General features: G+C 73.9%; 21 protein-coding genes. 16 read left to right on the forward strand and 5 right to left on the reverse strand.

Annotation, left to right across the window (positions count from 1 at the left end; all coding sequences use genetic code 11):
* The first annotated feature begins 4 nt into the window (after window positions 1–4).
* The 5 genes from O7622_RS07135 to O7622_RS07155 all read left to right on the forward strand — a co-directional run bounded on the left by O7622_RS07135 (window position 5) and on the right by O7622_RS07155 (window position 5,834).
* Complete coding sequence (locus tag O7622_RS07135) at window positions 5–2,551, forward strand: DUF4118 domain-containing protein (protein WP_282312476.1); 2,547 nt, start codon at window positions 5–7, stop codon at window positions 2,549–2,551.
* On the forward strand, window positions 2,548–3,228 hold the full coding sequence (locus tag O7622_RS07140) for a response regulator (protein WP_282312477.1): 681 nt from the start codon (window positions 2,548–2,550) through the stop codon (window positions 3,226–3,228). Before O7622_RS07135 ends, O7622_RS07140 begins: the two co-directional genes overlap by 4 nt.
* 59 nt (window positions 3,229–3,287) lie before the next feature.
* A complete protein-coding gene (locus O7622_RS07145) occupies window positions 3,288–4,394 on the forward strand; it encodes a magnesium and cobalt transport protein CorA (RefSeq protein WP_282312478.1) in 1,107 nt (368 codons plus the stop codon).
* Window positions 4,395–4,619: 225 nt separating this feature from the next.
* Complete coding sequence (locus O7622_RS07150; protein ID WP_225319469.1) at window positions 4,620–5,453, forward strand: ion transporter; 834 nt, start codon at window positions 4,620–4,622, stop codon at window positions 5,451–5,453.
* A 111-nt stretch (window positions 5,454–5,564) separates the two neighbouring features.
* On the forward strand, window positions 5,565–5,834 hold the full coding sequence (locus tag O7622_RS07155) for a GlsB/YeaQ/YmgE family stress response membrane protein (RefSeq protein ID WP_282312479.1): 270 nt from the start codon (window positions 5,565–5,567) through the stop codon (window positions 5,832–5,834).
* A gap of 68 nt (window positions 5,835–5,902) precedes the next feature.
* On the opposite strand, the gene O7622_RS07160 is transcribed toward O7622_RS07155, so the two are convergent.
* Together O7622_RS07160 and O7622_RS07165 are read right to left on the reverse strand one after the other, a co-directional pair.
* Window positions 5,903–7,486 (reverse strand): mucoidy inhibitor MuiA family protein, encoded by a 1,584-nt coding sequence (locus O7622_RS07160; protein ID WP_282312480.1) that lies wholly within the window; start codon window positions 7,484–7,486, stop codon window positions 5,903–5,905.
* 91 nt (window positions 7,487–7,577) lie between these two features.
* The gene (locus tag O7622_RS07165) at window positions 7,578–8,996 is read right to left on the reverse strand and encodes a PLP-dependent aminotransferase family protein (RefSeq protein WP_282312481.1); all 1,419 of its coding nucleotides are present in this window, start codon (window positions 8,994–8,996) and stop codon (window positions 7,578–7,580) included.
* Between the two features lie 108 nt (window positions 8,997–9,104).
* Between O7622_RS07165 and O7622_RS07170 the strand changes: the two genes are divergently transcribed.
* The 6 genes from O7622_RS07170 to O7622_RS07195 all read left to right on the forward strand — a co-directional run bounded on the left by O7622_RS07170 (window position 9,105) and on the right by O7622_RS07195 (window position 15,641).
* Window positions 9,105–10,346 (forward strand): MFS transporter, encoded by a 1,242-nt coding sequence (locus O7622_RS07170; RefSeq protein WP_282312483.1) that lies wholly within the window; start codon window positions 9,105–9,107, stop codon window positions 10,344–10,346.
* A 164-nt stretch (window positions 10,347–10,510) separates the two neighbouring features.
* Entirely contained in the window at window positions 10,511–12,109 is a 1,599-nt protein-coding gene (locus O7622_RS07175; protein WP_282312484.1) for an ABC transporter substrate-binding protein, read from the forward strand.
* Entirely contained in the window at window positions 12,106–13,110 is a 1,005-nt protein-coding gene (locus O7622_RS07180; protein WP_282312485.1) for an ABC transporter permease, read from the forward strand. The genes O7622_RS07175 and O7622_RS07180 overlap by 4 nt, the downstream gene beginning before the upstream one ends.
* Entirely contained in the window at window positions 13,103–13,969 is an 867-nt protein-coding gene (locus O7622_RS07185) for an ABC transporter permease (RefSeq protein WP_282312486.1), read from the forward strand. Before O7622_RS07180 ends, O7622_RS07185 begins: the two co-directional genes overlap by 8 nt.
* Window positions 13,966–14,934: an ABC transporter ATP-binding protein gene (locus tag O7622_RS07190; protein ID WP_282312487.1), complete on the forward strand. Its 969-nt coding sequence runs from the start codon at window positions 13,966–13,968 to the stop codon at window positions 14,932–14,934. The genes O7622_RS07185 and O7622_RS07190 overlap by 4 nt, the downstream gene beginning before the upstream one ends.
* Entirely contained in the window at window positions 14,931–15,641 is a 711-nt protein-coding gene (locus O7622_RS07195; RefSeq protein WP_282312488.1) for a dipeptide/oligopeptide/nickel ABC transporter ATP-binding protein, read from the forward strand. The genes O7622_RS07190 and O7622_RS07195 overlap by 4 nt, the downstream gene beginning before the upstream one ends.
* Window positions 15,642–15,752: 111 nt before the next feature.
* Here the strand turns inward: O7622_RS07195 and O7622_RS07200 are convergent, their stop codons facing one another.
* Window positions 15,753–16,916 (reverse strand): peptidoglycan DD-metalloendopeptidase family protein, encoded by a 1,164-nt coding sequence (locus tag O7622_RS07200; protein ID WP_282312489.1) that lies wholly within the window; start codon window positions 16,914–16,916, stop codon window positions 15,753–15,755.
* Between the two features lie 184 nt (window positions 16,917–17,100).
* Here O7622_RS07200 and O7622_RS07205 point away from each other — a divergent pair, with 184 nt between their 5' ends.
* From O7622_RS07205 to O7622_RS07215, 3 genes are all read left to right on the forward strand, one after another.
* The gene (locus O7622_RS07205; protein WP_282314068.1) at window positions 17,101–17,253 is read left to right on the forward strand and encodes a TspO/MBR family protein; all 153 of its coding nucleotides are present in this window, start codon (window positions 17,101–17,103) and stop codon (window positions 17,251–17,253) included.
* Between the two features lie 121 nt (window positions 17,254–17,374).
* Window positions 17,375–17,548, forward strand: coding sequence for a hypothetical protein (locus O7622_RS07210; protein ID WP_282312490.1), 174 nt, complete (start codon window positions 17,375–17,377; stop codon window positions 17,546–17,548).
* A gap of 567 nt (window positions 17,549–18,115) precedes the next feature.
* A complete protein-coding gene (locus O7622_RS07215) occupies window positions 18,116–19,501 on the forward strand; it encodes a glycoside hydrolase family 6 protein (RefSeq protein WP_282312491.1) in 1,386 nt (461 codons plus the stop codon).
* A 163-nt stretch (window positions 19,502–19,664) separates the two neighbouring features.
* Here the strand turns inward: O7622_RS07215 and O7622_RS07220 are convergent, their stop codons facing one another.
* Window positions 19,665–20,357 (reverse strand): response regulator transcription factor, encoded by a 693-nt coding sequence (locus O7622_RS07220; protein WP_282312493.1) that lies wholly within the window; start codon window positions 20,355–20,357, stop codon window positions 19,665–19,667.
* A complete protein-coding gene (locus O7622_RS07225) occupies window positions 20,354–21,511 on the reverse strand; it encodes a sensor histidine kinase (RefSeq protein ID WP_282312494.1) in 1,158 nt (385 codons plus the stop codon). Before O7622_RS07225 ends, O7622_RS07220 begins: the two co-directional genes overlap by 4 nt.
* A gap of 169 nt (window positions 21,512–21,680) precedes the next feature.
* Here O7622_RS07225 and O7622_RS07230 point away from each other — a divergent pair, with 169 nt between their 5' ends.
* Window positions 21,681–22,454: an ABC transporter ATP-binding protein gene (locus tag O7622_RS07230; RefSeq protein ID WP_282312495.1), complete on the forward strand. Its 774-nt coding sequence runs from the start codon at window positions 21,681–21,683 to the stop codon at window positions 22,452–22,454.
* Window positions 22,448–24,826: an FtsX-like permease family protein gene (locus O7622_RS07235; RefSeq protein ID WP_282312496.1), complete on the forward strand. Its 2,379-nt coding sequence runs from the start codon at window positions 22,448–22,450 to the stop codon at window positions 24,824–24,826. Before O7622_RS07230 ends, O7622_RS07235 begins: the two co-directional genes overlap by 7 nt.
* The last annotated feature ends 77 nt before the right edge of the window (window positions 24,827–24,903 follow it).

Consider the following 24,903-nt stretch of genomic DNA (forward strand, 5'->3'; position numbering starts at 1 on the left):
GGTCGTGGGCAGGGGTGAACTGCGGATCTATCTCGGTGCCGCTCCGGGCGTCGGGAAGACGTACGCCGTGCTCGAAGAGGCCCAGCGCCGGGCCGAGCGCGGCACCGACGTGGTGATCGGCCTGGTCGAGACGCACGGCCGCCGGCACACCGCCGAGATGATCGGCGACCTGGAGGTGGTGCCGCGCCGGTCGATGACCTACCGGGGCGTCGAGTTCACCGAGATGGACCTGGAAGCGGTGCTGGCCCGGCGGCCCGGGGTGGTCGTGGTGGACGAACTGGCGCACACGAACGTGCCCGGCTCCCGTCACGAGAAGCGCTGGCAGGACGTGCAGGAGCTGCTCGACGCCGGGATCAGCGTGCTCTCCACTGTCAACGTGCAGCACCTGGAGTCGCTCAACGACGTGGTCGCGCAGATCACCGGCACCACCCAGCGGGAGACGGTGCCGGACCAGGTGGTCCGGGCCGCCGAGCAGGTCGAGCTGGTCGACATGACGCCGGAGGCGCTGCGCCGCCGGATGGCGCACGGCAACATCTACCGGCCCGACAAGATCGACGCCGCGCTCGGCAACTACTTCCGGGTCGGCAACCTCACCGCGCTGCGCGAACTGGCGCTGCTGTGGCTGGCCGACAAGGTCGACGAGCAGCTCGACGCGTACCGCGCCCAGCAGGGCATCTCCGACACCTGGGAGGCGCGGGAACGGGTGGTCGTCGCGCTGACCGGCGGCCCGGAGGGCGAGACGCTGATCCGCCGGGCGGCCCGGATCGCCGCCCGCAGCAAGGGCGCCGACCTGCTCGCCGTGCACGTGGCGCGCAGCGACGGGCTCGCCGGCGCCGACCCGGCCCAGCTGGCCCGGCAGCGGATGCTGGTGGAGAGCCTCGGCGGCACGTACCACCAGGTGCTCGGCACCGACATCCCGGCGGCACTGCTGGACTTCGCCCGGGGCGTCAACGCGACCCAGCTCGTGCTCGGCGCGAGCCGCCGGGGCCGGTTCGCGCAGGTGTTCTCCCGGGGCGTCGGGGTGACCACCACCGTGCTGTCCGGCCCGATCGACGTGCACCTGGTCACCCACCCCGAGGCGGGGCGCGGGCGCCGGGGCGCGTCGGTGCCCGCCGCGCTGTCCCGGCGGCGACGGCTGATCGGGTACGCGCTCGCGGTGCTCGGCATGCCGCTGCTCACGCTCGTGCTGCGGACGCTGCCCGATCTCACCCTGACGAACGACATCCTGCTGTTCCTCGCCGGTGTGGTGGGCGTGGCGCTGGTCGGCGGGCTGTGGCCCGCGCTGGTCGCCGCGCTCGGCGGTTCGCTGCTGCTCAACTGGTTCTTCACCCCGCCGTACCGGACGCTCACCATCGCCGAGGCGGACAACCTGCTCGCCCTGGGCGTGTTCGTCGGCGTCGCCATCGCGGTGAGCTGGGTGGTCGACGTGGCGGCCCGGCGTACCCGCGAGGCGGCCCGGGCCTCCGCCGACGCGCAGACACTGGCCACCGTGGCGGGCAGCGTGCTGCGCGGCGAGCGACCGCTGCCCGCGCTGCTGGACCGGCTGCGGGAGACGTTCGGGCTGCGCGCGGTGAGCGTACTGGAGCTGACCGACGAGGCCGGGGGACGCCCGGCGCGCGCCCGGGAAGCGGACGCCTGGCGGGTGGTGGCGAGCGTCGGCGAACGGCCGCCGGGCAGCCCGAGCGCGGGCGAGACGGTGGTGCCGGTCGATGACCGGCTCAGCGTGGTGCTCGCGGGCCGGCGGCTGGAGGCGGCCGACCGGCGGGTGGTCGAGGCGTTCGCCGCGCAGGCCGCCGTCGCGCTGCGCCAGGAACGGCTGGCCGAGGAGGTCGCCACCGCCCGCCCGCTCGCCGCCGCCGACCGGATGCGGACCGCGCTGCTCGCGGCGGTCAGCCACGACCTGCGTACGCCGCTGGCGTCGGCCAAGGCCGCGGTGAGCAGCCTGCGCAGCCACGACGTCGAGTTCGACGCGGACGACCGGGAGGAACTGCTCGCCACCGCCGACGAGTCGCTGGACCGGCTGGGCCGGCTGGTGGCGAACCTGCTCGACATGAGCCGGTTGCAGGCCGGTGCGCTGGGCGTGAGCGCCACAGCGATCGGGCTGGAGGACGCCGTACCCCTGGCCCTCGACGAACTGGGCCCGGCGGCGGCCGAGGTGACCACCGACATCCCGGCCGACCTGCCGGCGGCGCTCGCCGACCCGGGCCTGCTGGAGCGGGTGCTCGTCAACATCGTGGCGAACGCGCTGCGGCACAGCCCGCCCGGCCGGCCGCCGACGATCACCGCCAGCGCGCACGCCGGACAGGTCGAGCTACGGGTGATCGACACCGGGCCGGGCATCCCGGAGGACCAGTGGGAGCACGTCTTCCTGCCGTTCCAGCGCCTCGGCGACCGGGACAACCAGACCGGGGTGGGTCTGGGGCTGGCGCTGTCCCGGGGACTGGCCGAGGTGATGGGTGGCAGCATCACCCCGGAGACCACGCCCGGTGGCGGTCTCACCATGGTGCTGCGGCTGCCGGCCGCCACCCAGCCGGAGGGGCCGCAGGAATGACCCGGATCCTGGTCGTCGACGACGAGCCGCAGATCCTGCGCGCCCTGCGGATCAACCTGCGCGCCCGGGGCTACGACGTCGAGGTGGCCGACAGCGGCGCCGCCGCGCTCAAAGCCGCCGCCGCGCACCCGCCGGACCTGGTGGTGCTCGACCTCGGCCTGCCCGACCTGGACGGCACCGAGGTCATCCGGGGCCTGCGCGGCTGGACCGCCGTCCCGATCATCGTGCTGTCCGGCCGGGCCGGTAGCGAGGACAAGGTGTCCGCGCTCGACGCGGGCGCCGACGACTACGTGACCAAGCCGTTCGGCGTGGACGAACTGCTCGCCCGCATCCGGGCGGTGACCCGGCGGCTCGCCCCGGCCACGCCCGCCGTGCCCGCGCTGCGGATCGGCCGCAACACCGTGGACCTGGCCGACCGGACCGTCACCCGCGACGACGGCGTCGAGGTCAAGCTCACCCCCACCCAGTGGGCCATGCTGGGGAAGCTGCTGCGCAACCCGGGCAAGCTGGTCAGCCAGCGCCAGTTGCTGCACGACGTGTGGGGACCGGAGTACCACCACGAGACGAACTACCTGCGGCAGTACATGGCCCAGCTGCGGCGCAAGCTGGAGGACGACCCGGCCCGGCCCCGGCACCTGATCACCGAACCGGGCATGGGCTACCGCTACCGCCCCTGACGTTTGCGCGAGCGCCGGCGGGGGACTCGGCGACCCGGCCGAGCAGCGGGGGAGGGGGCATGGCGGACAACCGGTCCTCGGAGGGGTTCGGCCGGCGCCTGGACGAGCACGCCATCGACGCCGGCGCGGCCGAGCCGGAGCGACCCGACGGGCTGGTCGACAGCGGCGTCTACGTCGGCGGCGTACGCCGGGCGTCGCCCGTCACCCTCGCCGACACGTTCCGCTGCCTGCAACAGCTCGGCGACGCGATGGCCTGGATCGGGCTGCGCCGGCCGGGCCGGGAGGAGGTGGCCTCGCTGGCCGCCGAGTTCCAGCTCCCCGACCTGGCCGTCGAGGACGCGATCAACGCCCACCAGCGTCCCAAGCTGGAACGCTACGGCGACACCCTGTTCGTGGTGCTGCGCGCCGCCCGCTACCTGGACGCGCGGGAGGCGGTCGAGTTCGCCGAGCTGCACCTGTTCCTCGGCCCCGGTTTCGTGCTCACCGTGCGGCACGGCGGCACGCCCGACCTGGCCGGCGTACGGCGACGGCTGGAGGCCGAACCGGAGGTGCTCGCGCTCGGCCCGGAAGCAGTGCTCTACGCCGTACTCGACCGGGTGGTGGACGGCTACGCGCCGGTGGTGGCCGGGCTGGAGAACGACATCGACGAGATCGAGACCGAGGTGTTCGGCGGCGACCCGAACGCCAGCCGCCGCATCTACGAGCTGAGCCGCGAGGTGATCCAGTTCCAGCGGGCCGCCCGGCCGCTGCTGAAGGTCGTCGACGCGCTCACTCACGGCTTCGACAGATACGGCACGGACGAGGAGCTGCGCCGCCGGCTGCGCGACGTGGCCGACCACCTGACCCAGGTGGTGGAGCGGGTGGACGGGTTCCGGCACCTGCTCCAGAACATCCTCACAGTCAACGCCACGCTGGTGTCGCAGGCGCAGAACGAGGAGATGCGCAGCCTGACCGCTGCGAGCTTCGAGCAGAACGAGGAGATCAAACGGGTCTCCGCGTGGGCGGCCATCCTGTTCGCGCCCACCCTGATCGGCACCGTCTACGGGATGAACTTCACACACATGCCGGAGCTGGACTGGCGATACGGCTACCTGTTCGCGGTCACCCTGATGCTCGCCGTCTGCGGTGCGCTCTACCTGCTGTTCAAACGCCGGGGCTGGCTCTGAGCCGGGCACTGCGCGCCTCGGCCGTGGCCGCCCGCCCTCGGTGATCCACTAGAGTGTCCGCGTGGCTACCCCCCGTTGCGCGCGCGTCGTCCGATTCCGGCGCTCCGGAGGGGAACGCTGATCGCGGACACGGTTCCGGCCCCGCGCGGCGGGCGCCGGACCGGTAACGGAAGGCGCGGACTGGCCGGCCAGTGCGCGCGGATCGTCGCGTCCCGGCCGTTCGAGGTGGCCATCGTGGTGCTCATCATGGCCAACGGCGTGGTGCTGGGCATCGAGACGTACCCGAACCTCGGCGCGGCCGGGCCGGTGCTGCGGTGGACGGAGTGGATGTTCCGGGCGGTCTTCGTCGTGGAGATCACCATCCGGGTGCTCGCGTACGGCCGCCGCCCGCAGGACTTCTTCCGGCACGGCTGGAACGTCTTCGACCTGCTGGTGACAGCGGCCATATTCGTTCCGGGCCTGCACGGCGACTCGGCCGTGCTGCGGTTCATCCGGGTCGCCCGGGTGCTGCGCCTCGTGCGCTTCTCACCCGGCCTGCGGACCATCGTCGCGGCGCTGTGGCGCAGCCTCCCAGGCGTCGCGGGTTTCCTCGCGCTCGCCGCCGTCACGCTCTACGTGTACGGCATGGCGGGCTGGCTGATCTTCGGCGACCGCTACCCCGAGCAGTACGGCGACATCGGCCGTTCGCTCGTCACGCTGTTCGTGCTGCTGTCCCTGGAGACGCTGCCGGACCTGCTGGAACAAGGTCTGGAGGTGTCGCCGTGGACGCTGCTCTACTACGTCAGCTTCGTGATGATCGCGGTCAACCTCCTGCTGAACATCCTCATCGCCGTCATCGTCAACTCGATGGAGGAGGCGCGCCGGCTGGAGATGACCGAGGGGCTGGCCTCGGACTACGACTCCGACGGGGACGGGATACCGGACGAGGTGGACCGGATCGCGATCAGCCAGCGCCTGGACGACCTGCGGATGGTGATCGCCGAGCTGGAGCGGGAACTGCGCATCGACAGGGAGGAGCCGCCCGGCGCGCCGCGCCGCCGCCAGCCCTCGGACCACTGATCAGGGACGGTCATGACAGTTCCGTGACGAAAGCAGCTCCCGGGTTTGGCCGAACGGTTGATCGGGGCAACCAGCGAGGCGTCAACACATCCGAGGGAAGGGACGCCTCTCGTGGAGATCACGGGCTTCTTCACCGCGCTCATCATCGGCCTCGTCATCGGCGCGCTCGGGCGCCTGGTGGTGCCGGGCAAGCAGAACATCCCGATCTGGCTGACCCTGCTCATCGGTGTGGTCGCCGCGCTCGTCGGCACCCTGGTGGCCGGTGCGTTCGGCGTCGATGACACCGCCGGCATCGACTGGATCGAGCTGGCGCTCCAGGTCGGCTTCGCCGCCGTCGGCGTCGCCATCTTCGCCGGTGTCTACGGCCGCCGCCGCATCTGAGAACCGAAGGAAGGGCCCCTTCTCAACGCTTCGCGCATAGGAAGGGGCCCTTCTTGACGTGTGTGCGGCTACTCCCGCCAGCCGGTCAGCTCGACGCCCTTGGCCAGCTCCACCCGGAAGCCGAGGGCGATCTCGCCGGTCTCACCCGGCGCCAGCGACAGCCGCCAGGTCAGCTCGCCCAGCTCCGTACGCTCGGCCGGCGGCGGCGTCAGCGCGGTCTCGCGTACCACCACCGCCTCGTCGCGGGACACCGGAAGCTGATCCCGCACCTCGACGGTGGCCGGGCGGGGCGTGTGGTTCGCCACAGTGATCCGGTACTCCACCTCCCGCCGCCGCGTCGACCCGAGCGTGGCCTTGCTCTCGGTGCGCCGGGACAGCTTCCGCTCCACCCGCAGCCGGTCGTCGATCCCGAGCGCCAGCTCCGTCTCCTCGCCCGGCGCCCACGTCTTCAGCCGCGTCGCCGCCACGAAGCCGGCGCCGTGGAAGACCGACGCCGGGCCGGGCAGCAGCGTGTGGTCCGACGTGTTGCGGACCGTGGCCCGCAGGTGCGCCTCGGCGGCACGCACCGGCACGCTCACGTGGTCCAGCCGGGCCGGCAGCTCCAGCACCGCGATCGTCACCCGGTGCGCGCTGCCGTCGGCCGGCACCGCCACCGGCCGCGCCGGCCGGTAGGTAGCCGCCGTCACGCCCTGCTCCACCTCGGCGACGCTCTCCCGCACCGCCGGCGCCGCGGCCCGCGCCACGCGGGGGCGGGCCGCCGGCGCCGCGCCGGGCGCCGGGGGCGGCACCACGCCGCCGAACGACGCGGCCGACACGACCATCGGCGGCTCCGGCCGGAGCCGGTCGAGATACCAGGGCGACAGTTCGGGTACGCCGCTCGCCGCCGCCGGACGGGCGGTGGAGAGCTGGAGTTCGCACTCCGGCCAGTCCTCCCCGGTGCCCTGGCTGACCAGCCCGAACCAGGTCACCGTCATGGTGTCCTCGACCAGCCGCAGGTCGTAGGAGGGCGTCCAGCGGGCGCCGTCCACCAGGTACGTCAGCTCCAGCTCCACCTCGGTGTCGTCGGCGTCGACGGAGACGGACACCTCGGCGGCCAGCCGGTCCGGCTCCCGCTTGCCGCGCGCCGCGTCCAGCTCCCGGTCGACGGCGGCCAGCTCCTCGGCCAGCTCGGTGCGCCGCCGGGCCAGCCCGCGCCGCCGGGCCCGGGACTCGGCGAGCTGCCCGGACACCGAGTCGGTGAAGGCCGCGACGTCCGCCGGTGCCGCGTCACCCGTGGCCAGCGCCCGGGCGTACGTGCCACCCGCGCGCTCGGCCAGCCGGGTGAGGAACTCGCCGCGCTGGTCCTCGATCGCGTCGGTGTCACCGACCTCGGCCAGTTCGTCCGCCAGTTCCCGGCGCCGCCGTTCCAGCTCGACCACCTGGGCGTCGGTGCTGCGGGGCTGCCGCCACGCGGCCACGTCCACCCCGAGCACCGTCACCGCGCCCCGGCCACCCACCCGGATCGAGTCCCGGCGCAGGCCCAGCGGGAGCGGGGCCACGCGTACCCGGTGGTCGCCGGCGGTGAGCCGGACGCGGCCGCGGCGGGTGACCCGGGCGCGGTCCGGGTAGACGGTCACGCCGGCGACAGGCGCATCGATCTCCACAGTATCCACGGCGGCGAGGGTAGTTCAGCCGCGCCCGCGGCGGGGCTACCGCGACCGCCGGGGTTGCTCGGAGGGCGGAGTGAATCTGCGCCGCCGCCGGTCAGCCGTGGAAGCAGCGCGCGAGCAACCGGAGCCCTTCGGGTACGTCGGCGGTGGCGACGGCGCCGTAGCCGAGCACCAGACCGGCCGGGCCGGGCGGGCCCGCCCGGTAGCCGGCGATCTCGCGTACGGTGACGCCGGCTTCGGCCGCCCGCGCGACGACAGCCGGCAGGTCGACGCCGGCTTCCGGGCGCAGCCGCGCGCACAGGTGCAGGCCCGCTGTGGACGGCACCGGGTCGAGCCAGCCGGCGAGGTCGGAGCGCAGCGCGGCGTCGATCAGCTCGCGCCGCTCGGCGTACACCCGGGTCGCCTTGCGGATGTGCCGGGCCAGCTCGCCGGAGTCGATGAACCGGGCCAGCGCGGCCTGCGTGGTGTGGTCGCCGTGCCAGTCGGTGAGCTGCCGGGCGGCCAGCAGTGCCGGGCGCAGCGACGCGGGGGCGACCAGGAACCCGAGGCGCAGCATGGGCAGCAGGGTCTTGGAGAACGTGCCGACGTAGACCACCTTCCCGGCCCGGTCCAGCGTCTGCAGCGGATCCAGCGGACGCGCCGAGAAGCGGAACTCGGTGTCGTAGTCGTCCTCGACGACCACCGCGTCCCGGGCCGCCGCCCAGTCGAGCAGCGCGATCCGGCGGGCCGGTGACATCCGGACGCCCAGCGGGAACTGGTGGGACGGGGTGACGTAGACCAGCCGCGCGTCGCCGGGCAGCGCGCGTACGTCGATGCCCTCGTCGTCGACCGGCACCGGCACGACCCGCGCGCCGTGGCCGGCGAACAGCCGCCGGGCCGGGGGATAGCCGGGATCTTCGACGGCCACCCGGTCGCCCGGTTCGAGCATCACCCGGGCGATCAGGTCCAGCGCCTGCTGCGCGCCCTGGGTGACGACGACGTCATCGGGCCCGGCCCGTACCGCGCGGGCGAGACCCACGTACCGGGCGACGGCGGCGCGCAGCCCCTGGTGCCCGGCCGGGTCGGCGTAGCCGCCCCGGACCGTCGCGGTACGCAGCTCACCGGCGACCAGCCGCCGCCAGGTGGCCAGCGGGAACAACCCGGTGTCCGGGGTGCCGGCCCGGAAGTCGTGTCCCGGTCGGGGCGCGGCGGTGGGCGCCGGCGCGGCGGACGCCCAGAACGCGCGGGGGCGTACCCCACCGGGCGGCGCCGGACGGGGCCGGGCGCGGGCGACCGGCTCGTCGGCGACGAACGTCCCCGCGCCGACCCGGGCGGTGAGCAGGCCCTCGGCGGTCAGCCGCTCGTAGGCGGCGGCGACCGTGTTGCGGGAGACGTCGAGTCGCCGGGCCAGTTCGCGGGTCGGTGGCAGCCGTTCGCCGGGCCGCAGCCGGCCGTCCAGGATCGCCTCCAGCAACTGCCTGTGGATCCGGGTGGCGCGGTCGCCGGGCCCGGCCAGGCTGACGTGTACGTCCACGGCGACGATACTACATTGGCCCAATCAAATCATCTGGAATCGGCACTTCTGCGAGCCAATCCGCAGGTCTTGGATGAAGGAAGGAGCACTGCGATCGGGGGACGAGCAATGACCGATGCCGACACCGGCCGCCGGGTCCGGGTGCTGGCCCTGGCCCAGCTCGCGAACTCGGTGGGTGACGGCGCGTTCTACGCCTGCTCGGCGCTGTTCTTCATCCGGGTGGTCGGGCTGTCCCCGGCGCAGGTCGGCATCGCCCTCACGGTGGGCTGGTCGACGGGCATCCTCGCCGGGGTGCCCGCCGGCCAGTTGGCCGACCGCTACGGCGCGCGGCGGACGACTGCCGTCTTCGCCGTCGCCACCGCCGCCGCGCTCAGCGGCTTCCTCGTGATCCGCTCCTTCCCGCTGTTCGTGCTGCTCGCCTGTTGCTACGCCGCCTGCCAGGCCGGGCTCACCGCCAGCCGCCAGGCGCTGCTGGTCGGGCTGATCGAGCCCGCGCGGCGCACCGCGGTACGCGCCCGGTTGCAGTCGGTCTCGAACGCCGGACTGGCCGCCGGGGCCGGGCTGGGCGCGCTCGTGCTCTGGGCGGACACCCACCCGGCGTACCTGTCCGCCTTCGCGCTCGACGCGGCGAGCTTCCTGGCCGCGGCCCTGCTGGTGCGCCGGCTGCCCGAGGCGGCGGCGCCGGTCCCGGCCGGACCCGGGCCGGGACGGCTGGCCGTGCTGCGCGACCGCCCGTACGCGCTGATCACGCTGCTGAACGCGGTGATGTGCCTGAACATGCCGCTGCTCAGCCTGGCGCTGCCACTGTGGATCGCGGAACGGACCGACGCCCCGGCGCCGATGGGCGCGATCGTGCTCACGGTGAACATGCTGTGCGTGGTGCTGTGGCAGGTCCGGGTGGCCCGCCGGGTGACCGATCCGGGTACGGCGGCGCGGGCCAGCGGGCACGCCGGCTGGGTGTTGCTTGTCGCCTGCGGCGCGTACGCGGTGTCCGGGATGGTCGGCGGCGCGTGGGTGGCCTCGGCGGTGCTGCTCGCGGCGGCCCTGGTGCAGGTGTTCGGCGAGATGGTGCAGGCGGCCAGCGGCTGGGAGGTCGGCTTCACCCTGGCCCGCGCCGACCGGCAGGGGCAGTACCAGGGCTTCTTCGGTATGGCGCCGCAGCTCGCCCGGATGCTCGGTCCGGCGTTGCTGACCTCGCTGCTGCTCGGCTGGGGCACGCCGGGCTGGCTGGTGCTCGGCGGGCTGTTCGTGGTCGCCGGCCTGGCCATGCGGCCGGCGGTACGCCTCGCCGAACGCCGCCGGGCCGCCGCCGCGGTGCGGATCCCCGCGCGCCGGGCTGCCGCCTCGTGAGCGACACCGGGGTCGACGGGTCATCGCCATCGACCGGCCGGTATTGCATATACTTGGCAACTACAGAAGAGTGGCGGTAGCGGGCGCTCGGGCACGCGATGATCGATCCTCGCCGGAGCGCCCGTCCGGCTGCCACCTGCAGACGAGCGTTCGAGGGGTTGCCGGTGGCGATCAGATCCAAGCCCGTACGCGTGGCCGCGGTGCTCGCCGCCGCCCTGCTCGCCGCCGCCGGCTGCTCGTCGCCCACGGACCCGACGGGCGGCCCGAACAGCGCCGGCACGGTGGTGGTCGCCACCGCCGGTGAGCCGGACACGCTCAACCCGGTGCTCAACTACGGCGTCGACGGCGCGTCGCTGATCTTCGACGGGCTGGTCGCCCGGGACGCCCGCAACGAGCTGGTGCCCGCACTGGCCCGTGAACTGCCTGCCGTCTCGGCGGACGGGAAGACAGTCACCGCCAAGCTGCGCGAGGGCGTGCTGTTCCACGACGGCAGCCCGCTGACCGCCCAGGACGTGGTGTTCACCTACCAGGCGGTGCTCGATCCGAGAGTCGACTCCACGCTGCGGTCCGATCTGGACATGCTCGCCTCCGTCACCGCGCCCGACCCGGCGACGGTGGTGTTCACGCTCGAGTACGCGTACGCGCCGTTCCTGCAACGGCTGGCGCTGGGGATCGTCCCGGCGAAGGCGTTCGCCGGGCAGGACGTCAACAAGGCGTCCTTCAACCGTGAGCCGGTCGGCACCGGCCCGTACCGGTTCACGTCCTGGACACCCGGTGACCGGCTCGTGCTCGCGGCCAACGAGACGTACTGGGGTGGCAAGCCGGCGAACTCGGGCGTGGTGGTGGCGTTCGTCGCCGACGACAACGTCCGGGCCCAGCGGATGCGGGCCGGCGAGTTCGACGCGGCGGAGCTGGCGCCGAAGCTCGCGTCCGGGTTCGAGGGCCGGGACGGCTACCGGGTGCAGAAGGTGCCGACCGCCGACTACCGGGGCGTCATGCTGCCGATGGGCAACCCGGTCACCGGCGACCTCGCGATCCGGAAGGCGCTGAACGTCGCGGTGGACCGGCAGGCCATGGTGACCGGTGTGCTCGGCGGTGCGGGCGAGCCCGCGTTCGGGCCGGTGCCGCCCACGTCGGAATACGCCGAACCGTCGATCGCCGGCAGGCCCGCCGCCGACACCGCCGCCGCGACCGCAGAGCTGGACGCCGCCGGGTGGAAGCCCGGCCCGGACGGCATCCGCGTCAAGGACGGGCGGCCGGCCGCGTTCGCGCTCATGTACCCGGCCACCGACAGCCTGCGCAAGGAACTGGCCCTGGCCGTCACCGCCGACGCGAAGAAGGCCGGCATCAGGGTCACGCCGGAGGGCCTGACCTGGGACGCGATCACCCCGCGGATGGGCAGTGACGCGCTGATCATGGGCTACGGCACGCCGTACGACCCGGACTTCGTCTCGTACAAGCTGTTCAGCTCGGCCTTCGCCGGCCAGGGCTTCTTCAACCCCGGCTCGTACCGCTCGGCTGTCACCGACGCCGCGTTGCAGGAGGGCCGGGACAACGCCGGCCCGGCCGCCCGTAAGGCCGCGTACGCCACGTTCCAGAAGCAGCTCGCCGCCGACGTGCCGTGGGTGTTCCTCACCTACCTCCAGCACACCTACGTGCTGAAGGACGCCGTGACCGGGGTGACGCCGCGGGTCGAGCCGCACGAGCACGACGTCGCCAACAGCATCTGGTGGAACGTGCACACCTGGACGAAGAAGCCGTGACGGCATCCGTGACCGGCCGACGGCGGCCGGCCGGTGCAGGCGGCGTGGTCCGGCGGCGGCTGCTGGTGGCGGTACCGGTGCTGGCCGCGACCAGCATGGGCATGTTCGCCCTCGGCGCCACCTCCCCGATCGACCCGGCGCAGCAGTACGCGGGCGCGGCGGCGTTCACGACGAGCGAGGAGAACCTGGCGCAGATCCGCGCCAACTGGGGTGTCGACGACCCGCTGCCGGTGCAGTACGCCCGCTGGATCGGCAACCTGCTGCGCGGCGACCTGGGCTGGTCGACGAGCCGGCACGAGCCGGTCACCTCGGTGCTCGCGGCCCGGGCCGGCTGGACGCTGCTTCTGGTCGGCACCGCGCTGGCCCTGGTGCTGGTGGCGAGCGTGCTGCTGGGCACGCTGGCCGCGTACCGGCGCGGTGGCTGGTTCGACAGGGCGCTGCGCGCCGTCGCCTACGCCGTGCAGTCGATGCCGGTGTTCTGGATCGGCCTCGCGGCGATCGCGGTGTTCGCCCTCAGCCTCGGCTGGCTGCCCGCCGGCGGGCTCACCGACATCACCGCCACCGGCACCGGCCCGGCGGACGTGGCCCGGCACCTGGTGCTACCGGTGACGGTGCTGGCGATCTCCCAGGCACCGTGGTTCGTCCTGTTCGTCCGCGACGCGGTCGCCGAGAGCCTGCGTGACGACCACGTCCTGGCCGCCCGGGCCCGAGGGCTCCCCGGCCGGGTCGTCCTGTTCGGACACGCGTTGCGGACCGCGCTGCTGCCGTTCCTCACCCTGGTCGGCACGCACCTGCCCGAACTCGTCGGCGGCGCGGTCCTGGTGGAGACCGTGTTCTCCCTGCCGGGTCTCGGCGCGGTCACCGTCGAGGCCGCGCTGGGCGCCGACTTCCCGCTGCTCGCGGCCACGACCCTGGCGACCACCGTCGTGGTGCTGACCGCGAACCTGGTCACCGACCTCGCCTACGCCGCCGCCGACCCCCGGGTACGCCTCGATGACTGACCTCGCCCTCCCCACGCGCGTCCGGCACCTGCGCCGCCCCGGCGGCCCGGGCACGATCGTCGCCGTCGTCGTGCTCGGCGGTGTCGTCGCCGCCGCGCTGCTCGCCCCGCTCCTGTGGCCGCTGGACCAGAGCGCCGTCGACCTCTCCCGTACCCGGCTCGCGCCGTCGCCGGAGAACCTGGCCGGCACCGACGACCTCGGCCGCGACGTGGCAGTGCGCAGCCTCTACGGCCTGCGCGTCTCGCTGCTCGTCGGCGCGGTCGCCGCGCTCGTCGCGGCAGTCATCGGCGGCCTGGTCGGCGCCGTCGCCGGCAGCGTCGGCGGCTGGGTCGACCGGGCGCTCATGCGCGTCGTGGACACCGTCGCGGCGCTGCCGCACCTGCTGCTGGGCATCTTCATCGTGGCGATGCTGCGTCCCAGCCTGGGCGCGGTGATCGTGTCCATCGCGCTGACGCACTGGCTGTCCACCGCCCGGATCGTCCGTTCCGAGCTGCTCAGCCTGCGCAACCGGCCGTTCGTGGACGCCGCGATCTCCGGCGGCGCCGGGCGGGTCCGGGTGCTCACCCGGCACCTGCTGCCGCACGTGCTGCCGCGCCTGGCGCTGGCGACCACGCTCATGGTGCCGCACGCCGTCTGGCACGAGACCGCGCTGTCGTTCCTCGGCCTCGGCCTGCCCCCGCACCTCGCCTCGATCGGCAACATGATCAACGACGGGCAGCGGTCGCTGCTCACCGGTGCCTGGTGGGCCAGCATCGTCCCCGGTCTCCTGCTGGTGGCGGCCACGCTGGCGCTCGCCGTGCTCACCGGCCGCTGGCGTGACCGCCTCGACCCGCGCGTACGAGCGGAGCTGCACCTGTGACCGCCCCGGCGCTGCTGACCGTCGACGGGCTGACCGTCCGCTTCCGGCTGCGTGACGCCGTCGTGCACGCCGTCACCGACCTGAGCCTCACGCTGCGGCCCGGCGAGCTGCTCGCAGTGGTCGGTGAGTCCGGGTGCGGCAAGTCCGTCCTCGCGCACGCCCTGCTCGGCCTGCTGCCGCGCAACGCCACTGTCACCGGGCGGGCCCGCCTGCACGCGCCGGGACGCGAGGAGGCCGACCTGATCGGCGCGGGGGAGCGGCACCTCGCCCGGCACGTACGCGGCCGGGGCGTGGGGCTCGTCCCGCAGAGCCCCGCCACCGCGCTCACCCCGGTCCGTACCGGGCGGAGGCTGCTGGAGGAGACGCTTCGCGCGCACGGGCACACCCGCCGCGACGCGCCGGCCGCCGCCGACCGGATCGCCGCCGACGTCGGCCTCGATCCGGCCGACCTGAACCGGTATCCGCACGAGCTGTCCGGCGGCATGGCCCAGCGGCTCGCCACCGCGCTCGCCCTCGCGCCCGACCCGCCGGTGCTGCTCGCCGACGAACCCACCACCGGCCTGGACCGGCCGCTCGTCGACCACACGCTCGACCTGCTGCGCCGTCGCTGCGACACCGGCGCGGCCGTCCTGCTCATCACGCACGACCTGGCCGCCGCGCGCCGCGTCGCGGACACCGTGGCCGTGATGTACGCCAGCCGCATCGTCGAACACCGTCCGGCCGAGGCGTTGTTCGACGGCCGGGCCCACCCGTACACCGCCGGTCTGCTCGACGCGCTGCCCGACCGCGCCTTCGTTCCGGTGCCCGGGCACCCGCCCACGCTCACCGACCTGCCCGGCGGCTGCGCCTTCGCCCCGCGCTGCGCCCGCGCCACCGACATCTGCGACGCCCTGCCCCGCCTCGCCGCCGAAGACGAGGGCCGGGTCGCCTGCCACCACCCGCTGCGCGAGGAGGTACCGGCATGACGCTCACGGTTCCCGGTGCCACCGACGCCGTCGCCCCGGGCGTCGCGCCGGCCGCCGGGCTCGCCGCGCACCAGGTCTCCGTCGCGTACGGCGGGCAGCGCGTCCTCGACCGGGTCGACCTGCACATCGCGCCCGGCGAGACGGTCGGGCTGCGCGGCCCGTCGGGCAGCGGCAAGTCCACACTGGCCCGCGTCCTCGCCCTGCTGCACGCCCCGGACAGCGGTCACGTCATGATCGACGGTCAACCGCTCGGCGGCGTCCGCCACCGCCTGCCGGCGCGACTGCGTACCCGCGTCGCGATCCTGTTCCAGAGCCCGCGCGCCGCCACCGATCCGCGGCTCAGCCTCGCCGACATCATCGCCGAGCCGTTACGCGCCACCGGCACACCGCGCGAGCAGGCGGCCGCCCGTACGGCGGAACTGGCCGACCTGGCCGGACTCACCGCCGACCTGCTGGCCCGCCGCCCGCACGCGGTGAGCGACGGGCAACTGCAACGCGCCTGCCTGGCCCGCGCCCTGGTCCACCGGCCGGACTACCTGCTCTGCGACGAGGCCACCGCGATGCTCGACGCCTCCACCCAGGCGCACGTCGCCGCCGTCGTCACCGACTACCAGCGCCGGCGGGGAGCCGGGGTCCTGGTCATCACCCACGACCCGGCGCTGATGGCTCGCTGGGCCACCCGGGTGGTGGACCTGCCGGCGGCGTGACGGCAGCGCACCCAGGCTTACCGCGACCACTGGTGGAGGCAGCAGTCGCAGCTATCCGCACGCACGGTCGGCGACGCCGGGCCGCGCGCGGTCGCGCGCGGCCCGACGTGGTCAGCACCGGCCGTTGATCGGCCCGTTGACGCCGGTGGACAGGAAGGCGTCGGACACCCAGCTGCCGTCGCTGAGCCGGTTCCACAGCGCCGTGGTGCCGTAGCGGCCGGTGTGCGAGGTCCCGTTGGCGGAGCAGGAGATGGTGACTGTGGCACCGTCGGCCAGCGATCCGATCGCGCCGTAGCCCGTTCCGGGACCGGACCGCCGGGTCAGGGTGCCGCCGCCGTTCGCGTCGACGATGCCCTGGTTGAAGCCGAGCGCGCCGTAGTTGTAGACGCGGCCACCCGCGCCGACGTAGGCGGATCCGTGCCGAGCGCCGCCCTGGTACGCGGCCGCGCCGCTGACGAAGTCCCACTTGCCGATGCCGTGCGCGGCGATCGGTACGTACGCCGAGTTCTGCCGCAGCCCGAAGTGCACGTGCCGGCCGGAGGCGGAGCCGCCGCAGGTGACGTCGGTGCCGGTGTAACCCAGGTACGCGCCCTGGGCGACGCTCGCGCCGTTCACCGAGATGCTGCTCCACAGGTGGTAGTAGTCGGTCGAGTAGCCGCGGTCGTGGATGACCCGGATCCACCCGGTGCACATGGTGTACGCGGTGCCGGCCCGCGCGGCCCGGACGACCTGGTCGCCACCGGCGAGGTCGACCGAACTCCACGGTGCGGCGGCCCCGCCCCAGCCGTGCGGCCCGGAGGTGAGCGTCCACGTCTGCCCGACCGCGAACGGCAGCGCCATGCCGGTCCGGAAGTCGCTCCCCGCGTACATGGGTGCGACAGGAGTGCTGAACACCGCCTTCTCGTCCTTGTTCACCAGCGGTGACGTGGCGGCCAGGTCACCGAACGACGCCTCGCCGTCGAAGGCGACGGTCCAGCCCTTGGCGTCGGCGCGGGCCAGGAAGACCGAACCGGTGGGGTGCGCGTCCGCGGACCGGTCCGCCAGCAGCACCGCGGTGCCGAAGGCCCACCGGCCGTTCGTCCGGGTGACGGTGACCCTGGTCCGTTCCGCGCCGGCAGTCCGCATGGTGGCGGCGTCGGCGTGGCCGAGGAGTTTCGCGGTCACCGCGTCGGTGACGGGCGCGGGTGCCGGGCGGGGTGCGGCCGAGGCCGGTGCCGGCACCACGGCCCAGGCGCCGATGGTCACCAGCGTGAAGGAGAGCACGAACCGTCGCATGGAGCCTCCTATCGACAGTCATCACTGAGTGGGGAGGCTATCGAAGGTGATGAAAATTGTCTACGAACCCGGGGTGCTCTGGTGAAGGATCTGTGCGTCGGGACGTACCCGGAAGTGGATTCTCCCTCGGCGGCGGGGCGTCGCCGCCACCTTCACCGGCACCTCGTCGCGCCGGTGCCGCCGCCTGAACAAGCCCGGCTGGCAGTCGCCGTCGGCCGCGTTCCCTCTGGTCTGGACCCCGCTGTACGGCCGATCGCGGTCGCCGGTGCGCGGACGCTGGACCGCTCCGAGGAGGCCGAGCGCGCCGATTTCGACCGTGACGCGCCCGCTCGCCTGATGCGCGCTAGGCTGACGACGCGGGGTACCGATGACTGATCGCCACCCCTTGCTTCCCCCACGGTCTCCCAGCCGCGACGACTGAGTCGAGCGCTGCCGTGCAGATTCCCTTGGAGCACTTCGTGCCCGACAACACGTTCGCCCTGAACCCCTTCCGTGTGGAAGGGCTCGGGGTCACCGACGACGAGCGCAGTCCGATCGCGGACATCAGCGCCGAATCCATGACCCGCCTGCGGAGCCCGTTCGCCGCGGCGCAACCCGCTCGTGAGCCGGCCGCCGCGCCCGACCGGCGCTAGGCCGTCACCCGGGCGTGACCGCCCCGGCCGCGCAGGTCACGGGCGGTCCGCGACGCTGCCGCCGGGGGTGCGATCGAGCGGTCAGCGGTTGAGGTAGGCGGCCAGGCCGCCGAGTTCCTCGTTGGTGATGAAGACCTAACGCACGTTGATGACTGCCTCCTCGACGTGGAGCGGGCAGCCTGGCCGTCCAGTTCCGGCATCAACTCGGCGAGCGCGACCCCGGTGCGGGCGCGTTCCTCGCCGATGGCGGTGAAGAACGCCGGGTTCGCCGCCTCCACCACGTGCGTCGGCCCGGCGAGCGCCGCGAAGACGGCGATGGACTCGCCGAACAGCGTCCGCAGATCCTGGTCGGCGGGCCGCCCGGCGACCGGCGGCCCCGCCGCAGGCGGATGCTGGCCTGGTAGCCGTCATGCCTGGTCTTCCTCCCACGCCCGCTTCGTCGACCGCCGCCAGGTTACGGGGCAGTGGCCCACGTTCCCATCTTGGCATCGACGCCCGCCTCCGTTACCGTCGTGGGAACGCTCCCATGAACTTGGATACGTCTATGTGATCAGGAGGAAACACGACGTGGCTATCTTCTCGTCCCGCCGCAGATCAGCGGCCATCAGCGCGGCGGCAGTCGCGGGCGCCGCCGCGGCCGCCGTCTGCTTCGCCGTCGGCGGCGCGTCCGCCGGCACCGTGTCCGGATCGCTCTACCGAGACCCGTCCTCGGCGGTCGTCCGCTGGGTCGCCGCCAACCCCGGCGACTCGCGCGCCGCCGTCATCCGCGACAAGATCGCCAGCCAGCCGCAGGCCCGCTGGTTCGCCGACTTCAACCCGTCGACCGTCCAGTCCGAGGTATCCGGGTTCGTCGGCGCCGCCAACGCGGCACAGCAGATCCCGGTGCTGTCGGTGTACGAGATCACCAACCGGGACTGCGGCGGCGCGAGCGCCGGCGGGGCACCGGACCTCAACCAGTACCAGACCTGGGTGTCGAACTTCGCCCGCGGACTCGGCAACCAGACCGTCCTGATCATCCTGGAGACCGACTCGCTCGCGCTCCAGACCTGCCTGAGCACCGGTGAGCTGAACGCCCGCAACCAGGCGCTCACCACGGCGACCCAGACCATCAAGTCGGCCAACCCCAACGCCAAGGTGTACCTCGACGGCGGCCACTCGACCTGGAACTGCGCCAACGACACGGCCAACCGGCTCCGCGCGGCCGGCGTGCAGTACGCCGACGGCTTCTTCACCAACGTGTCGAACTTCAACCCGACGTCCAGCGAGGCGAACTTCGGCCGGGCCGTCATCTCCGCGCTCAACGGCATGGGCATCTCCGGCAAGCGCCAGGTCATCGACACCAGCCGCAACGGGGGAGCCGCCGGTGACTGGTGCGCCGACGACAACACCGACCGGCGCATCGGGCAGTACCCGACGACGAACACCGGCGACGCCAACATCGACGCGTACCTCTGGGTGAAGCCGCCGGGTGAGGCGGACGGCTGCCGTTACACGGCCGGTTCGTTCCAACCGGACCTTGCCTTCAGCCTTGCGAACGGCGCGCCCAACCCGCCCACCACCGCGCCGCCGACGACCAACCCGCCGACGACCGCGCCGCCGACCACGGCTCCGCCGACGACCGCACCGCCCACCACGGCGCCGCCGACCACGCCGCCGCCGGCCGGTAACGGCTGCTCCGCGTCGGTCGCGATCAACCAGTGGAACGGCGGCTTCACCGCCAGCGTGAACGTCACCGCCGGCTCCGCGGCCATCACCGGCTGGACCGTGACCGTCGGACTGCCCGGCGGAGCCGCGATCACCGGCACCTGGAACGCCCAGGCCAGCGGCACCAGCGGCACCGTCCGGTTCACGAACGTGGGCTACAACGGGCAGGTCGGCGCCGGACAGACGACCAACTTCGGTTTCCAGGGCACCGGCACCGGCCAGGGCGCCACCGCCACCTGCGCCGCCTGACCGGAACCGACCCCCGGGGCCCGGCGCGGAGGATCGCTCTCCGCGCCGGGCCCCTCACCTCCCCGCTGCTGTCCGCGACGGAGGCACGAACCGCCGCGCACCCGGAACCCGACATCGACCGGCGGCCCGCACCCACCGCTGCCGCCTCCGGCCCGGCAACCGATCACGCCGAAGGTCCTCTGCCCTGGTAGCGGTTCCCGCTCGGGGCCACCAGGCCCGTTTCGTAGGCGACGATGACCAGTTGTGCCCGATCACGTACCGCCAGCTTGGTCAACAGTCGCCCGACGTGCGTCTTCACGGTGGCCAGGCTGAGGTTGAGGTGCTCGGTCAACTCCGCGTTGGACAGGCCCCGGCCGATCAGCGTGAGCACCTCCCGTTCCCGCTCGGTCACCCCGTCCAGCCGTCGTGGCAGCGGCCGGGCCGGCTCGGGCCGGCGGGCGAACTCGTCGATGAGCCGGCGGGTCACCGTCGGCGCGAGCAGCCCCTCGCCGGCAGCCACCACCCGGATGCCGGCCAGCAGGTCCGCCGGCGGGGTGTCCTTGAGCAGGAACCCGCTGGCTCCGGCCCGCAGCGCCCCGTAGACGTACTCGTCCAGGTCGAACGTGGTCAGGATGACGACCCGGGTGCCGGCGGTGGCCGCTTCGCCACAGATCCGCCGGGTCGCCTCGATGCCGTCCATCTCCGGCATCCGCACGTCCATCAGCACCACGTCCGGCCGGTGCTCGGCGGCCAGCGCCACAGCTTCCACGCCGGTGCCCGCCTCGCCGACAGTGGTGAGGCCCGGGGTCGAATCGACCAACAGCCGGAAACTGCCGCGCAGCAGCGCCTGGTCGTCGGCGATCAGCACCCGGATCACGCGGCCACCCGGTAGGGCAGACTTGCCGTCACCGCGTAGCCGCCGCCGGAGCGTGGCCCGGCGTGGAACTCACCTCCGTGCAACGTCACCCGTTCCCGCATGCCGATCAGCCCGTGTCCCTCCCCGCTGGACAGCACAGGCCGGCGGCCGTCGTCGGTCACCTCGACCCTGACCTCGCAAGGCGTGACGGTCACAGTCGCCCGGCAGGCGGCCGGCGCCGCGTGTTTCACCACGTTGGTCACCGCCTCCTGCACGATCCGGTAGACCGTCAGTCCCACCGACTCCGGCACCGCGGCGGCCGGTTCCTCCCGCCGTACGTCGAGCCGTACGTCGACACCACCGATCGCCGCCTGCCGGGCGAGCACGGGCAGCTCGTCCAGCCCGGGCGCCGGGGCGTACGGGGTGTCCTCGCGCAGTACGCCGAGCACCCGGCGTACGTCGGTCAGCGCGTTGCGGCCGGTCTCCTCGATCACCCGCAGCGCAGCCCCCGCTTCGCGGGGGTCGATGGCGGCGACGTGGTTGGCGACTGCCGCCTTCACCACGATGAGGCTCAAGGTGTGGGCGACCACGTCGTGCAGTTCCCTCGCCACCCGTAACCGCTCCTCGGCGACGGCCTGCCGGACCACATGCTCGCCCTGCCGGGCGGCGAGGGCGCGTCGCTCACGGACCAGCCAGCCGATCACCCAGGCAGGCGCGATCATGACGGCGGCGTAGACGACGGCACCGGTCCGCGACCAGAGATCACCTGCGGTCAGCGCCAGCGCGACGCTCACCAGAGCGAGACAACCGGCGGCCGTGAGCAGCGACCGGCGGGTGGCCGTCGACGCGGCCACCGTGTAGAAGGACAGACCGACGGCGACCGCCGGCGCGGCAGCGGCGAAGTTGGGGATCACACCGGTGATCAGAGCCGCTGCGGTGCTGCCGCTGATCACGACGGCGACGGGAACCGGCCACCGCCGCCGGACGGCCAACGGCAGCCCGAGAGACATCCCGACGAGCACTGACACCCAGAGCGGCTCGCGTACGCCACCGTGCAGCGGCGATTCCAGGGCCGCATACGGGCAGAGCAGCCCGCCGACCGCCACGGCGAGCACGGCGTCCACGATGTACAGGTCCACCGGCCGCAGCCGCCGGGTCAGCAGGGGAGCGGTCACCCGCACGACGGTATCGGCCGGCCGAGTCCGACGCGTCCACCCGCGGGCGGTCATCCCGGAGGACGACGTACCGGCGATTCCGGCCCTTCGCCTCCACCCGGTGGAGGGCCGGAAAGTGTCCACGCCGGCACGACGCGCGGCGCCCCGCACATCGGGCACCGTGGCGGCCATGACCACACACACGGTGACCCTGACAGGGCTACGCGCGGTGTACGGCACCGGAACCCGGCGGGTGACGGCGCTCGACGGCGTGACGACCGGCTTCGCGAGCGGCACGTTCACGGCGGTGATGGGCCCCTCGGGCTCGGGCAAGTCCACACTGCTGCACTGCGCGGCGGGGCTGGACCGCCCGACCGAGGGGACCGTCACGATCGACGGCACCCGCCTCGACGACCTGGGTGAGGACGAGCTGACCCGGCTGCGCCGCGACCGGATCGGGTTCGTGTTCCAGGCGTTCAACCTGGTGTCCACGCTGACCGCGGCGCAGAACGTCGAGTTGCCGATGCGCCTGGCCGGCCGCCGCCCGCCGGCTCGGGACGTCGCCGCCGCCCTCGACGCGGTGGAGCTGGCCGACCGGGCCGGGCACCGGCCGAGTGAGCTGTCCGGCGGCGAGCAGCAGCGCGTCGCCGTGGCCCGGGCGTTGATCACCCGCCCGGCGGTGGTCTTCGCCGACGAGCCGACCGGGGCGCTGGACAGCGCGGCCTCCCGACAGGTGCTCCGGCTGCTGCGCGCACTCGTCGACGACCAGGGGCAGACAGTCGTGATGGTGACCCACGATCCCGCCGCCGCCGCGTACGCCGATCGGGTCCTGCTACTCGCCGACGGCCGCATCGTCGACGAACTGGACGGTGAGATCACCGCGGCGGTGGTCGCCGCCCGGATCGCCGAGCGTGAGGACCGCCCGTCCCAGCACGCGGCGACGCCTGCGGGGCCGTCGTGTTGAGCATCAGACGGTCGGTCAGCGCGTTCGTGGCCGTGGCCGTCGGGGTCACGCTGGTCGCGGCGGCTACCCTGCTCCTCGCCTCCGGACGCCCGCAGGTGCCGGATCGGCTCGCGCGGGCGGCGGTCGTGGTGCAGAGCCCCGAAGCGGGCGCTTCGGCCGACTCGTTCGTGCCGGCGCGGCCCTGGTCCGCCAGCACGACGGCAGGGCTCGTCGGCCGGCTGGCCGCCCTGCCCGGCGTCGCGGCGGCCGTGCCGGACCGGGCCTTCTACGCGCAGCCGCTCGTCGACGGACGACCTGCGGGCACCGACGGCCGGCGGGAGGACGCCCACCAGGGACACGGCTGGTCCAGCGCCCAGCTCGGCGGACTGCGCCTCACGGCCGGCGAGCCGCCCCGCAGGCCCGGCGAGGTGGTTGTGGACCGTGCACTCGGGCTGCGCACCGGCGCGCCGGTGACCCTGCTGACCGCGGCCGGCCCGCAGCCGTACACCGTCACCGGTCTGGTCGACGGGCCCGGCGTCCATGTCGCCGACGAGGTGGCCGCCACGCTCGCGCCCGGCGTCCGGGCCGTCGGGCTGGTGCTCGCGGCGGGCGCCGACCCCGAGCGGGTCGCCACGGCGGCTCGCGGAATCGTCGGCGCGGACGGATCGGTCCTGACCGGCGACGCGCGTGGCGCGCTGGAGCCCCGCAACGACGCCCGCACCCGCTGGATCGGCATGCAGGTGCTCACCGCCACGGCAGCCCTCGCCGGCTTCGTCACGGTGTTCGTGGTCGCCTCCACCTTCGCGTTCACCGTCGCCCAGCGCCGCCGTGAGCTGGGCCTGCTGCGCGCCGTCGGCGCCACCGGCCGGCAGGTCCGGCGCATGGTGTACGGCGAGGCGCTCGTCGTCGGCGCCGCGAGCGGGATCGTCGGCCTGCTGGTGGGCGGAGGGCTGGCGCCTCTGCTGGGCCGGCTTCTCGTCGACGCCGGATTCGAACCGTCGACCTTCCGGGTCGGGTACGAACACTGGCCGGTCGCGCTCTCGCTCGCCGCCGGGCCGGTGATCTCGCTTCTCGCCGTCTGGTCGGCCTCGCCTCGGGCAGCACGGGTCCGGCCGTTGGAGGCGTTGCGCGATGCCGCTGTGGAGCAGCGGCCGATCGGGCGGCTGCGCATCGCCACCGGTGCGCTGCTCGTCGCGGCGGGGGTCGCGCTCAGCGCCGGGACGGCGACCGCCGACGAAGCCCGCATCGCGGCGCAGTACGCCCTGTACGCGGTGATGGCGCTGGTGGCCGGTGCCACAGTGCTTGCTCCGGCGGTCGTCGGCCCGCTGGTGCGGATGTTGCGGTGGCCGGTGCGCCGACGGGGTGGCGCGCTCGGGATGCTGGTCCGGGCCGGGGCGTTGACCGCGACCCGGCGGACCGCCTCGCTCGCCGCCCCGGTGCTGCTCACCGTCGCCTTCGCGGTGCTGGTCGCCGGAATGGTGCGGACCACCACGGCTGCCTACGCGGCGGGCCGGGCCGACAACGTCGACGCCGGCTGGGTCGTCGTGCCCGACCGCGCACCAGGCCTGTCGGACCAGGCCGTAGCGGCGACCGGGGGCACCGCCCTCCTCCCGACGACGGTCTTCCACAGCGACCCCAACTCGCCGCCGGAGAACCGGCCACTGACCGCGCTCGGCGTGGACCCGGCAGGCTTCGCCGCCGCGAACCGGGCGCTCACCGTCGTCGCCGGCTCACTGGACGACCTCGGCGGCGACGACACCGTGGTCCTTCCCGCCTCGGCGAACCGGCAGCCGGCCGAGCCGTACGCGCTGGTCTTCGCCGATGGAGAGTCGGTGTCGCTGCGCGTCGTCGCGGTCGTCACCGACGACTCGATCCCCGGCGACCTGCTCCTGCCCCGATCCGTGGTGCGGGCGCACGACCCCTCGGCGCTCACCTCCGCGGTGTACGTCCAGGACCGGATCGATCCCCCGCTCGGAGGGCGGATCGTTGACGTGGCCGGTTGGGCGGCCGAGGCGGACCGTGCCGAGGATCGCCTCGTCTGGCTCTTCACGCTGCTACTGATCGGCGTCTCGGCCGGCTACGGGGCTGTCGCGGTGGCGAACACGTTGCTGATGGCAGCCGCCGGCCGAGTGGCCGACCTGCGGCTGATCCGGTTGGCCGGTGCGACCCGAAGGCAGGTCATCTGGCTGGTCACGGCCGAGTCCGCCCTGGTGGTGCTGATCGGCGCACTGCTCGGCGGGGCTGTCGCGTTCGTCGGCCTGCTGAGTATCCGTGCCGGCCTCGCCGAGCAGGCCGGCGTACCGGTCGATCTGGTGGTGCCGTGGTCCGTGGTCGGCGGGGTGGTGGGGCTCTGCCTGCTCCTGGCGGTGCTGGCGAGCGCGCTGCCGACCTAGCGGTCGCTGGGTGGCCGTACCGCGCGGTCTGCCGGCCTGGGGTGAATCCGTACCCGCCCCTCATGTGGCGATCGGGC

The organism is Micromonospora sp. WMMD1076 (assembly GCF_029581475.1).
GTDB classification, from domain to species: Bacteria; Actinomycetota; Actinomycetes; order Mycobacteriales; family Micromonosporaceae; genus Micromonospora; species Micromonospora aurantiaca.

Bases quoted from the DNA above. Each gene is read 5' to 3' on its own strand.
- O7622_RS07145 (WP_282312478.1), top strand. From the start codon at position 3,288: ATGGCGGACAACCGGTCCTCGGAGGGGTTCGGCCGGCGCCTGGACGAG.
- O7622_RS07195 (WP_282312488.1), top strand. From the start codon at position 14,931: ATGACGCTCACGGTTCCCGGTGCCACCGACGCCGTCGCCCCGGGCGTC.
- O7622_RS07230 (WP_282312495.1), top strand. From the start codon at position 21,681: ATGACCACACACACGGTGACCCTGACAGGGCTACGCGCGGTGTACGGC.
- O7622_RS07200 (WP_282312489.1), bottom strand. From the start codon at position 16,916: ATGCGACGGTTCGTGCTCTCCTTCACGCTGGTGACCATCGGCGCCTGG.
- O7622_RS07170 (WP_282312483.1), top strand. From the start codon at position 9,105: ATGACCGATGCCGACACCGGCCGCCGGGTCCGGGTGCTGGCCCTGGCC.
- O7622_RS07185 (WP_282312486.1), top strand. From the start codon at position 13,103: ATGACTGACCTCGCCCTCCCCACGCGCGTCCGGCACCTGCGCCGCCCC.
- O7622_RS07140 (WP_282312477.1), top strand. From the start codon at position 2,548: ATGACCCGGATCCTGGTCGTCGACGACGAGCCGCAGATCCTGCGCGCC.